The sequence below is a fragment of the Mycobacterium sp. E3251 genome (genome assembly GCF_001666835.1).
Lineage (GTDB): Bacteria > Actinomycetota > Actinomycetes > Mycobacteriales > Mycobacteriaceae > Mycobacterium.
This window is the reverse complement of sequence record NZ_LZJF01000008.1, coordinates 1-13,017: the sequence shown is the minus strand read 5'-3', so window position 1 is coordinate 13,017 and position 13,017 is coordinate 1. Positions and strand designations below refer to the sequence as shown.

Genomic DNA, 13,017 nt, shown 5'->3' with positions numbered 1-13,017 from the left:
CCCTCCTTCATCACCCCCAGCAGCGCAATCACCGCCTCCCCCGACCGCTCCACCAACAGCCCCACACACGTCCCTGGGCCCGCGCCGTGCCCGACAAGCCAGTGCGCCAACCGATTCGAGGCCTCATCCACCTGTCGGTACGACCACGACCGCCCCGCACAACTGATCGCGACCGCGGCCGGCGCCCGGCGCTCCTGCTCGGCGAACAACTCCGGAATCGACCGCCCGAATGTCCCGCTCCGCTCGGTGGCCGTCCAGTTGCCCCAGCCGGCCAGCCGGGCGCGCTCGGATTCTTCGAGCACGTCGATGGACAGCAATCGCCGCGTCGTATCCGCGGTCAACGCCACCAACACCCGCTCCAAACGTCGCGCCAGATCGGAGGCGTCGAGGCCGGAGAATGGCGCCCACGCGCCCGCCGTGCTGAGGAAAAGCCGGTCCCCGTCCGTGGAGAAGATCAACCCGAAGCCAGTTGCCTGGCCGGAGTTGGTGTACGAAGCCGACGCGGTGACACCGCCAAAGGGCAGGGTGAAGGCCGAGGGGATGAAGTTGACGCTCACCCGCTCGGCCGGTCCTGCCGCACCACGGGCTTTGCGCTCCAGCGCCTGCACCGGAAACCGTTGGTGCTCAACGGCTTCCCGAATCCGGGTGTCGACGTGTTGGCAGAACTCGGCGACCGTGAGTTGGGGCGCGACCCGCAGTACCAGCGGGACCACCCCGGCAACCATGCCGGGCAGGGTTTTCGACTCCGGGCGCACCCGCCTGTTGACGGGGAAGTCGAGGACCACCTCCGCGGCGTTCCCGCTCCACCCGCGCACCAGCAGCGCGCACGCGGCCGTGATCACGGATGTCTGGGACACCCCCCACACCTGGGCCAGCCTGTCGACCCGGCGAAGGACGCCGGCCTCCAGCGCGACCGGGGCGGACGGCCACGGATCGCGCTCGCCCGCGGCGCGCGGTGCGCAAAGCGGGACTTCGGAGTCCGCCGGAAGGTTTCGAGCCCAGTAGGCCTCGTCGGTGCGGTAATCGCCGGACGCTTCGTACTTGGCCTCGCAGTCAACCAGGTCCCGCAGTGAGCCGAAGACGGCCGGAGGGACAGGTGCGGCGGAGACGATGGCCGAGTAGATGGAGGCGATGCGGTGACCGACGAGGGCGACACCGGTTCCGTCGACGACGATGTGATGGCAGCACGCGAACAGGTGAAACCGGTCGGCGCGCGTCTGAAAGAGGGCGAATCGGAACAGCGGACCCGTGAACGGCATGGGCGTTCGCTGGATCGACAACGCTATCCGGCGGGCTTCTTGGATGGCGTCCTGCGAGCCGGTCAAGTCATGAAAGGCCAGTTCGACGTCCGGGTAGTCGATCGCCCGCTGGTAGACCTGGCCGTCGGCCTCCAGAAAAGAGGCCCTGGCCGGCTCGGCCTCTTCCACGGCTTGGCGGATCGCCCACTTCAGCGCGTCACGTTGGACCCTACCGTCGATCGTGACGAAGAGGCCGATCTGCCACTCAGTTCCGGAGTGGCCCGTCTCCTGCGCAAGCCATATGTCTAGTTGGCCGCGCGTAAGCGGAAGTGCTTGCTCACCAAGCTCCATCCAACTTCCCAACCATAGGGTTCACCCTTCAAACCCCCGGTTGACCGCAGCCGCTCGACCGAACCCTCCGCAATACCCGTTCGGTTTCGCTTGATGTAGCGCAAGCACTGAGCGCGGTCCGTGTCGGACCACCGCCCGTTGCTTCCCGGTATCGACCAAAAAGCCGGAGCTGCGGTTGTCGTCACCAACGGGCGACATACACAGTTTCTCCACCAACTTAGTCAACATGGGTGCAACAGTCCGAAAGGTTAATCGAGGACGCGAATGTGCGCTAGTAGTTTTGAAAAAGTCCCAGCTACCTAGCAGACACTCCCGTAAAGGCTGTCAAAAGATACGAGAAGGATGTTTCTGGTCGCTAAGCCGGGTGCACAGTTCGGGACGGCCCGCGTGGGACCGTCCCGAACCGAGGAGGTGAGCTAGAGCAGACCGAGCAGCTGCAGGTCGGTGACGTATTTGACGATGACCTGCGGCGAGATGTGCGGGATGTCGTTGTCGGCGCCGATCTTGGCTTCCTGCACCGCGGCGCGGAAACGGTCGGTCGGGGCGAAGGACCCGCTGGCCGGCTCCGGCGCCTGCAGCTGGTTGTACCCCGGCACCTGCAACATCTGTAGCACCGAGTGCTTGCGCTGCCGCTCCGGCAGGTCACGCAGCGCGGCCTCGAACCGCTGGAGCCACTCGGAGAAGTCATCGATCCGCTCGATCGGATAGCCGGCCTCGATCAGCCAGTCGACGTACTCGTCGATGCCGATGCCGTCGTCGTGGGGGTTCATCACGTGATACGTCTCGAACCCTTCCACCACCTGGGTGCCCAGCGTGGTGACCGCCTCGGCGACGAACTCCACCGGCAGCGCATCGAAGTGCGCGCGTTGCCGGTTGCCCTCGGCGTCCAACTGGTAGAACGAGCGCGGCGCGATACCGGTCGCCACCAGGCTCAACACCATCCGGGTGAACATGTCCGACAGGTTGAACTGGCCGGCGTAGCTGGTGTCGGACAGGATCATGTCGGATCGGAACACCGAGACCGGCAACCCGCACAGGTCGTGCGCCTCGCGCAGCAACACCTCACCGGCCCACTTGCTGTTGCCGTAACCGTTGGCGTAGCTGCCGTCGACCTTGCGGATCGGGCTGATGGCCCGGATGTCGGCGTCCTCGGTGAACACCGCCGGGTCGATCTGACGGCCCACATCGGAGGTCGACACATACGCGTATGGCTTCAGCCTGGTGGTCAGGGCCACCCGGATCAGCTCGGCGGTGCCCGCCACGTTGGGGCCGAACAGCTCGCTGTACGGGAGCACGCCGTTGACCAGGGCCGCCGAGTCGACGATCAGGTCGACGGTGTCGGCGAGGCGCTGCCAGGTCTCCTCGTCGAGGCCCAGATCCGTCGCGCCCTTGTCACCGGCGATGACCTCCAAGTGGTCGGCGGCCAACCCCTGGAAATACTGCAACAACTGCGGGTCGCCGCTGTCGAACGTCTTCTCCAGCCGCTGCCACGCCTCCTCGTTCGAGCCGGCGCGCACCAGGCAGATCAGCTTGCCGTCCACCAGCTCCAGCTGCTCGAGCCACTGCAGCGCCAGGTACCGACCCAGGAAGCCCGTCGCACCGGTCAACAGGACCGTGCGCACCTCCGAGCTCGGGCCCGGCAGCGACGGCGCGTTGCTCAACGTCGTGGCATCGATGAACTTGTCCAGTGTCAGATCGCTGGCAAAGACCTGGGTGGCGTCACGACCGTGCACGGACGCGAAGCTGGGACCGCCGGCCTCGGCGTCGGCCACACCGCTGGCATCGTGTTCCGCCCGCTGGCCGAGACGTCGCACCGACGGCGCCTCGAACAGGGTGCGCACCGAGAGGTTCGAGTCGAGGGCCGTGTTGATCTCGGCGATCACCCGCATCGCCGAAAGCGAATCGCCCCCGAGGTCGAAGAAGGAGTCTTCGACCGAAACCCGCTGCAGTCCAAGGACTCCGGCGTAGATCTCGGCCAAGGTCTCTTCGATGGGGGTGGCAGGGGCCCGATACTCACCGCCGGCCTTCTGGTACTCCGGGGCGGGCAGGGCCGGCTTGTCGAGCTTGCCGTTGACGGTCAACGGCAGCGCGTCAAGCACCACCACCGCGACCGGCACCATGTAAGCCGGCAACCGCTCGCCCAACTGGGCCCGGACCTCTGCCGGATCCGCGGACCCGGTGATGTAACCGACCAGCCGCTTGTCGCCGGGGCGGTCTTCGCGGGCGATCACCGCCGCCTGCTCGACCCCGTCCAGACCGGCCAGGGCCGCCTGGATTTCGCCGAGCTCGATGCGGTAGCCGCGGATCTTGACCTGCTCGTCGACGCGGCCCAGGTATTGCAGCTGCCCGTCGGCGCCCCACCGCACCAGGTCGCCGGTACGGTACATGCGCGCACCGGGCGCCCCGAACGGGCACGCCACGAACCGCGAGGCCGTCAGACCCGAGCGACGCGCATAGCCGCAGGCCACACCGCGACCGGCGATGTACAGCTCGCCGACGACGCCCTCGGGCGCCGGCCGCAGCCACTTGTCCAGAACGAACAGCGCCGCCCCCGGAACCGGGGAACCGATCGGCGCTCCCGTGTCGGCACTCAGCGGCGCGCTCATCGCCGCGTACACCGTGCCTTCGGTCGGGCCGTAGGCGTTGATCATCACCCGGCCCGGCGCCCACCGGTCCACCACCTCGGGCGGGCAGGCCTCGCCGGCCACCACGAGGGCGGTCGATTCCAGGCCCTCGGGCGAAAGCATGCCCACCGCCGACGGGGTCTGGCTGAGCACGGTGACGTTCTCCGCGACCAGCAACTCATGCAGGTCCTTCGGCGAACCGGCCACGGCCTCGGGCACCACGACCAGCCGGCCGCCGTGCAGGAGCGCACCGAAGATCTCGTGCACCGACACGTCGAAGACGAGTGAGTGCCACTGCGCCCACACGCCCGGGTCGGGCAGGTCGGCGTGCAGCTTCTCCAGCAGCTGGGTGGCGTTGTGGTGGGTGACCGCCACGCCCTTCGGGACACCCGTGGTGCCGGACGTGTAGATCAGGTACGCGATGTCGTCCGCTGACGGCCCCGGCAACGCCGTGGCGGGCTGGCTGTCGGCCGGCGCGTCGTTGACATCGATGACCAACAGGTCGGAGCCGTCCACCCGTGACCGCAATTCGGCCGTCGTGACCACGGCGACCGGCGTGGCGTCGGCAAGCACGAACTCGATCCGCGACGCCGGGACGGCCGGGTCGATCGGCAGGTAAGCCGCTCCGGTCTTCAGCACCGCCAGGATCGACACGATCGCCTCGACCGACCGGGAGAACAGCAGCGCCACGTTTTCGCCCGGGCGCGCGCCGTGCTCGGCGAGCAGGTGGGCCAGCCGGTTCGCGGCCTCGTCGAGTTCCCGATAGGTCAGCGTGCGGTCCTCGAACGTCAGCGCCGGGGCCTCCGGAACACGGGCCACCTGCTTGGCGAACAACGCCGGGATGGACGCGGTCGCACCCACCGGCGCGGTCAGCACCGCCCGGTTGCCCCACTCGTCGAGGCGGGCGCGCTCGCCGACGTCCAGCACGTCCATCGACGACAGCCGCTGGCTCGAGTCTGCGGTCATCGCCCCCAGCACCCGCTGGAACCGCTCGATCATCGATTCGATCGCGGCCGTGTCGAACACGCTGGTGTCGAACTCGACGCGCAGGCCCAGTTCGCGGCCGGGAAGCGCCATGACCGACAGCGGGTAGTGGTTGTATTCGCGGTTGGTGACGTCGGTGATCGCCAGCTCGTGGAAGCCCAACGGCACGCTGGTGTCGATCGGGTAGTTCTCGTACAGGAACAGCGTGTCGAACAGCTGGTCGTGACCGGTGACGCGGTGGATCTCGTTGAGCGCCAGGTGCTCGTGCTCGATCGTGTCGTTGTGGGCCCGCTGCAGCTGCTGCAGCAGTTCGGACACGGTGGTCGCCGCGGTGATGTTGGCCCGCACCGGCACGGTGTTGATCAACAAGCCGACCATCGACTCGGCGCCCGCCAGATCGGCCGGACGACCGGAGACCGCGGTGCCGAAGGCCACGTCGTGCTGGCCGGTCAGCCACATCAGCAGCTGCGCCCAGGCGCTCTGCAGCACGGTGTTGATCGTGGTGTGGCACGAGCGGGCCAGCTCGCCCAGCGCGCGCGTGGTCTCCGCGGGCAGCCGATACGACTCGACGCCTCGCCGGCCGAGGCCCAACCGGGCCGGCGGACCGACCAGGGTCGGGACGTCGAAGCCGGCCAGGACCTCGCCCCACGCCGCGCGGGCGGCCGTGCGGTCCTGGGACGCGAGCCAGGTCAGGTAGCTGCGGTAGGACGCGGGCGCGGGCAACCGCTCCCCGTAGTAGCTGGTGAGGATCTCGCGCAGCATGATCGGCAGCGACCAGCCATCCATCACGATGTGATGGTTGGTGAGCACGAACCGGTGCCGGTTGTCGGCGGTGCGGATCAACGCGGCCCGGAAGGCCGGCCGGTTGGCGAGGTCGCTGACCGCGGCGCGCTCGGCGGCGCAGAGCTGCTCGATCTTCTCCTCGGGGTCCAGGTCTTCCGCGCCGAGCTGGATGTACCGCCACGCCATCACGGGGTCGGCCGGCAGGACCTGCACCGGCTCGCCGAACTGTGGGCAGAAGCGGGCCGCCAGGTTGGGGTGCCGGTTGACGACGGTGTGGACGGCCTCGCGCAACCGGTGCGGGTCGAGGTCACCGGTGACGGTGATGCCGAGCTGCACCGCGTAGACGTCATCGCCCGGGTCGTGGGCGAAGCTGGCGTGGAAGAGCAGCCCCTGCTGCAACGGGGTCAGCGGCAAGACGTCGGCGACCGCGTATTGCTGGCACAGGTCGTCGAGCTGCTGCTGGGTCAGGCGAGCGGGGGCGATGTCCGACGGGGTCAGACCGCCGCCGCCGCTGCGCACGTGCGCGCAGATGCCGGCCAGGGCCTCGAACCACAGCTGGCTCAACCGGCTGACCTGCTCGTGGTCCAGCGCCGAGGGCGCCCACGTCCAGTTGGCCTGCAGGTGCGGGCCTGCCTCGGTGTCCATGGTCCCGGCGTTGAGGTCGACGGTGTGCATCAACGGCATGGGCAGCGCCGCGCTGGCGGCGCCGGTGAACGACAGGCTGTCCTGGCTGATCCGCCACATCTCGCCGGGCAGATCCGCCGCCGCGCCCAGTCGTCCGAGGTAGTTGAAACCGATCACCGGGTCCGACCCGTCCAGGTCCACCTCAGTGTTCATGTACCGCAGCAACCCGTAGGTCAGCGGGTCCGGGAGCGCACGCAGTTGCTCCTTGGCCTTCTTGACCAGCACCCCGAGCGCGGGGTCGCCGGCCATCACCTGCGCCCAGTCCAATTCGCCGACGGTCAGCGCGATGGGGTACTTGGTGGTGAACCAGCCCACCGTGCGGGACAGGTCGACGTGCGAGCCCAGTTCCTCGTGGCGGCCGTGGCCCTCCACGTCGATGCCGATCGGGGCGCCGGTGCCGACGAACCGCGCCCAGGCCAACCCGAACGCGATCAACAGGATGTCCTGCACGCCGGCGTGGAACGCCGCGGGCACCTCGCCCAGCAGCTGCCGGGTGGTCTCGACATCCAGCGACACCGAGAGCTGCTTGGCCGTCTCGTAGGTGTCCACGTCGGGGCGCACCGCCGGCAACAGCGCGGGCGTCGCCGCGACCTGCCGCCACGCCTCGGCCTGCTCGATCACCTCGGGCCGCTGGGCGTGCTCCTCCAGCATGGCGGTCCACCGGGCGAACGACGTCCCGCCGGTAGGCAGTGCCACCGGCTGGCCGCTGTGGTGCTGGGCCCAGGCGATGTTCAAGTCTTCCAACAGGATTCGCCACGACACGCCGTCAACGGCGAGGTGGTGAATGATCAACGCCAACTGGGCCGTGGATTCCGCCCACACGGCGCGCAGCATGGTCCCCGCGGCGGGGTTCAGCTGCGAACGCGCCGCCACCAGCGTCGCGTCGGACAGCGCGTCGACCGTGTCCATGCAGGCGCCGGCATCGACCGCGCCGACCTCGGGAACCTGCATCGCCCAGCCGCCTGCGCCGTCGTCGTCGACGCGCATCCGCAGCGTGGCGTGCCGGTCCAGCAGCGATTGCAGCACCACCCGCACGTCATCGCCGGTGACGCCGGCCGGGGCCTGCACCACCATGGTCTGGTTGAACTGGTCGGTCGGGCCGTCGACCTGCTGCAGCCAGCGCATGATCGGGGTGCCGACCACCGGGCCGATGCCCTCGTCGACGACGTCGTCGTCGGAGGCCACGCCGGCCACGCGGGCCAGCCGGGCCACCGTCTGCTCGACGAAGACGTCACGCGGGCGGCACACCACGCCGGCCGCGCGGGCGCGCGCCACCACCTGCATCGACAGGATGCTGTCGCCGCCGAGGTCGAAGAACGAGTCGTCGACGCCGACCCGCTCCAGCCCGAGCACTTGGGCGTAGATGGCGGCCAGCGTCTCTTCGACGGCCGTCGTCGGCGCGCGGTATTCGCCGTTGGTCTTCTGGTACTCGGGCGCCGGCAGGGCCCGCTTGTCGAGTTTGCCGTTGACCGTCAGCGGCAGCGCGTCCAGCACCACGACGGCGGCGGGCACCATGTAGCTGGGCAGCCGCTCGCCGAGCTGGGTGCGGATCTCGGCCGGGTCTGCGGTCCCGGTGATGTAACCGACCAGGCGCTTGTCGCCGGGGCGGTCCTCGCGGGCGATCACCGCCGCCTGGTCGACGCCGTCCAGCCCCGCGAGGGCGGTCTGGATTTCGCCGAGCTCGATGCGGTAGCCGCGGATCTTGACCTGTTCGTCGGCGCGGCCGAGGTACTGCAGCTGGCCGTCGACGCCCCAGCGCACCAGGTCGCCGGTGCGGTACATCCGCGTCCCCGGCGCCCCGAACGGGCACGCCACAAACCGTGAGGACGTCAGACCCGACCGGCGCAGGTAGCCGGAGGCCACACCGCGGCCGGCGATGTAGAGCTCGCCGACGACGCCCTCCGGCGCCGGACGCAGCCACTTGTCGAGCACGAACAGCGCGGCGCCCGGCACGGGCGAGCCGATCGTCGGCGCCCCGGACTCGGCGCTCAGCGGCGCGCTCATCGATGCGTACACCGTGCCTTCGGTCGGCCCGTACGCGTTGATCATCACGCGGCCCGGCGCCCACCGGTCCACGACCTCGGCCGGGCAGGCCTCGCCCGCCACGATCAACGCGGTCTTGTCCAGCCCGTCGGGCGACAGCATGCCGACCGCCGACGGGGTCTGGCACAGCACCGTGACCTTCTCCGCGACCAGCAGCGAATGCAGTTCGTCCGGGGAGCCGGCCACCGACTCGGGCACCACCACCAGGCGCCCGCCGTGCAACAGCGGGCCCCAGATCTCCCACACCGACACGTCGAAAACCAGCGAGTGCCACTGCGACCAGACGCCCGACTGCGGCAGGTCGGCGGGCAGCGACTTCAGCAGCTGGGTGACGTTCTGGTGGGTGACCGCGACGCCCTTGGGGGTTCCGGTCGTGCCCGAGGTGTAGATCATGTACGCGATGTCCTCGGGTGCCGGACCCTGCAGCCGCGAGCTGGGCTGTTCGGCCACCGCGGGATCGTCCACGTCGACGACCAGCAAGTCGAACCCGTCCAGCCGGGCCCGCAACTCCGCCGTCGTGACCGCCGCGACCGGAGCCGCGTCGCCGAGCATGAACTCCATCCGCGCCGCCGGGACCGCGGGGTCGATCGGCAGGTAGGCCGCGCCGGTCTTGAGGACCGCCAGGATCGACACGATCGCCTCGGCGGACCGCGGCAGGAGCAGCGCCACGCACGCACCCGGACGCGCGCCATGGTCGGCGAGCAGGTGGGCCAGCCGGTTCGCGGCCTCGTCGAGCTCCTGATACGTGAGCGTGCGGCCCTCGAACGTGAGCGCGGGAGCCGCCGGTACGCGCGCGACCTGCTTGTCGAACAACGCCGGAATCGAGACAGCCCCCGTCGCCGGCGCGGTCAACACCGCCCGGTTACCCCACTCGTCGAGGCGGTCGTGCTCTCCGCCATCCAGCAAGTCGATCGACAACAATCGCCGCCCTGCACCGACGGTCATGATTGCTCCTCCACATCTGCGGTCATGGCTTCCAGCACGCGCCTGAACCGCTCAACCAACCTCTCGATTCTGCCCTGGTCGAAGACTTCTGTATCGAATTCGACGCGAAGACCCAATTCGTGACCCGGCACGGCTTGGACCGACAGCGGGTAGTGGTTGTATTCCCGATTTGTAAAACCGCTAATAGCCAGCTCGTCGACGGCCGACAACGCGGCGGTGTCGATCGGATAGTTCTCGTACACGAACATGGTGTCGAATAATTGGTCGTGTCCCGTTACACGGTGGATCTCGTTGAGCGCCAGATGCTGGTGCTCGAGCGTGTCGTTGTAGGCGCCTTGTAGCTGGTTGAGCAGGTCGGCGATCGTGGTTTCGGCGCCGATCGTCGCCCGCACCGGCACCGTGTTGATCAGCAGCCCGACCATCTGGTCGGCGCCGGCCAGGTCGGTCGGCCGCCCGGACACCGCGGTGCCGAAGGTCACATCGTGCTGACCGGTCAGCCACATCAGCAGCTGCGCCCACGCGGCCTGCAGCACGGTGCTGACGGTGGTGCGGCAAGAGCGGGCCAGTTCGCCTAGCGCGCGCGTGGTCTCCGCCGACACCTGGAAGGAGGACACGCCGCGCGGCCCGAGGCTGACCCGGCCGGGCGGACCCACCAGGGTCGGCGTGTCGAAGCCGGCCAGCACCCGGCGCCACGCCGCCTGGGCGGCGCCGCGGTCCTGCGCGGCCAGCCAGGCGACGAACTTGCGGTACGGCACCGGAGCGGGCAGCTGCACGCCGTAGTAGGCGGCGAAGATCTCCTGCAACAGGATCGGCTTCGACCAGCCGTCGAGCACGATGTGGTGGTTGGTCAGCACGAACCGGTGCCGGTTGTCGGCGGTGCGGATCAGCGCGGCCCGGAACGGCGGACGCTCAGACAGGTCGCACACCGCGGCGCGTTCGGCGGCGCAGACCTGCTGGATCTGCTCCTCGGGTTCGACGTCCTCGGCGTCGAGTTCGACGTAATGCCACGACAGCGCGGGCTCGGCCGAGAGGACCTGCACGGGCTCGCCGAAGTCCTCGACGAAGTGCGCCACCACGTTGGGATGCCGCTTGACCATCGTGTGCACGGCGTCGCGCAGCCGGTGCGGATCGAGGGCGCCGCTCACGCTGATGTCGAGCTGCACGGCGTACAGGTCGTCGCTGCCGTGCTCGCTGCCGGTGTGGAAGAGGAGTCCCTGCTGCAGCGGGGTCAACGGCAGCACGTCGGCGACCGGGTAGCGCTGGCAGAGCTCGTCGATGTCCCGCTGAGTCAGCCGCGCCGGAGCGAGGTCCGACGGCGTCAGGCCGCCCCCGCCGCTGCGGACGAGGCTGCAGATGCCGCTCAGGGCGTCGAACCACAATTCGCTCAGCCGGCCGACCTGGCCTTCGTCGAGCGCCGAGCGCGCCCAGGTCCAGTTGGCCTGCAGCAGCGGACCGGCCGCGGTGTCCAGGGTGCCGGCGTTGAGTTCGACGGTGTGCGGCAACGGCATCGGCACCGCGGTCGCCGCGCCGGCCGCCGCGAGGCTGTCCTGGTCGAGGCGCCACAGCTCGCTGGACAGGTCGCCCGCGCCGCCCAGCCGCCCGAGGTAGTTGAACCCGATCACCGGGTCCGACCCGTCCATGTCGACGTCGGGGTTCAGGTAGCGCAGCAGTCCGTAGGTCAGCGTGTCCGGCAGGGCGCGCAGCTGTTCCTTGGCGTCCTTGACCAGTGCCCCCAGCTCGGCCTCGCCGGCGACGACCTGTCCCCAGGACAGGCCGCCGACGGTCAGCGCGACCGGGTACTTGGTGGTGAACCAGCCCACCGTGCGGGACAGGTCGACGTGCGGGCCCAGTTCCTCGTGGCGGCCGTGGCCCTCGACGTCGATGCCGATCGGCGTGCCGGTGCCGACGAACTGCGCCCACGCCAGCCCGAACGCGATCAACAGGATGTCCTGAACGCCGGCGTGGAATGCCGCGGGCACCTCGCCCAGCAACAACCGGGTGGTGTCGCTGTCGAGCGAGACCGAGAGCTGGCCCGCGCTGACGAAGGTGTCGATGTCGGGCCGCACCGCCGGCAACGGCGCCGGCGTCGACGCGATCTGCCGCCAGGCTTCCGCCTGCTCGACGACCTCCGGCCGGCGCGCGTGCTCCGCCAGCAGCGACGACCACCGGGCGAACGACATCCCGCCGGTCGGCAGCGCCACCGGCTGGCCGCTGTGGTGCTGAGCCCAGGCAATGTTCAAGTCTTCCAACAGGATTCGCCACGACACGCCGTCAACGGCCAGGTGGTGAATGATCAACGCCAGCTGGCCCGTCGAGGGCACCCACACCGCGCGGAGCATCGCGCCGCTGGCCGGGTTCAGCTGCGCGACCGCCGCCGACAGCGCCGCATCGGACAACGTCTCCACGGCGTGCACACACCCGGCGGCATCCACCACGCCGACCTCGGGCACCCGCAGCGACCAGTCCCCCGCACCGTCGTCGTCGACCCGCAGCCGCAACATGGCATGCCGGTCCAGCAAAGCCTGTAGCACCAGCACCACGTCGGTTTCGGTCACGCCGGCCGGGGCCTGCACCACCATGGTCTGGTTGAACTGCTCGACCGGACCGTCGACGCTCTCCAGCCAGCGCATGATCGGGGTGGCGATGACTTCGCCGATGCCCTCGTCGATGACATCGTCGTCGGTGGCCAGCCCGGCCACCCGGGCCAGCCGGGACACCGTCTGCTCGACGAAGATGTCGCGTGGGCGGCACACCACACCGGCCGCCCTGGCGCGGGCGACGACCTGCATGGACAGGATGCTGTCACCGCCGAGGTCGAAGAACGAGTCGTCGACCCCGACGCGGTCCACACCCAAGACCTGGGCGTAGATGCCGGCCAGGATCTCCTCGACGGCGTTGCTCGGCGCGCGGTAGTGATCGGCATCGGAGTATTCGGGCGCCGGTAGGGCGCGGGTGTCGAGTTTGCCGTTGACCGTCAGCGGCAGCGCCTCGAGCACCACGACCGCGGTGGGCACCATGTAGGTCGGCAGCCGCTCGCCGAGCTGGTTGCGGATCTCGGCCGGGTCGGCGGTTCCGGTCACGTAGCCGACCAGGCGCTTGTCGCCCGGGCGGTCCTCGCGGGCGATCACCGCCGCCTCGTTGACCCCGTCGAGCGCCGCCAGCGCCGCATGCACCTCGCCGAGCTCGATGCGGTAGCCGCGGATCTTGACCTGCTCGTCGGCGCGGCCCATGTACTGCAGCTGGCCGTCGGCGCCCCAGCGCACCAGGTCGCCGGTGCGATACATGCGTGCGCCGGCCCCGCCGAACGGGCACGCGACGAACCGCGTCGCCGACAACCCCGACCGGCCCACATACCCGTAGGCCAG

3 protein-coding genes are annotated in these 13,017 nt (G+C 69.6%); all 3 read right to left on the bottom strand.

What is annotated here, in order from left to right:
* Window positions 1-1,589, bottom strand: a 1,589-nt coding sequence (locus tag A5697_RS00925; RefSeq protein ID WP_156673033.1) for a condensation domain-containing protein, incomplete at its 3' end; no start/stop codon positions are given.
* Window positions 1,590-2,005: 416 nt separating this feature from the next.
* Window positions 2,006-9,652: a non-ribosomal peptide synthetase gene (locus A5697_RS00920; protein WP_068007161.1), complete on the bottom strand. Its 7,647-nt coding sequence runs from the start codon at window positions 9,650-9,652 to the stop codon at window positions 2,006-2,008.
* Window positions 9,649-13,017 (bottom strand): condensation domain-containing protein (locus tag A5697_RS00915; RefSeq protein WP_156673031.1); only part of this gene is annotated, 3,369 nt, incomplete at its 5' end. The genes A5697_RS00920 and A5697_RS00915, both read right to left, overlap by 4 nt.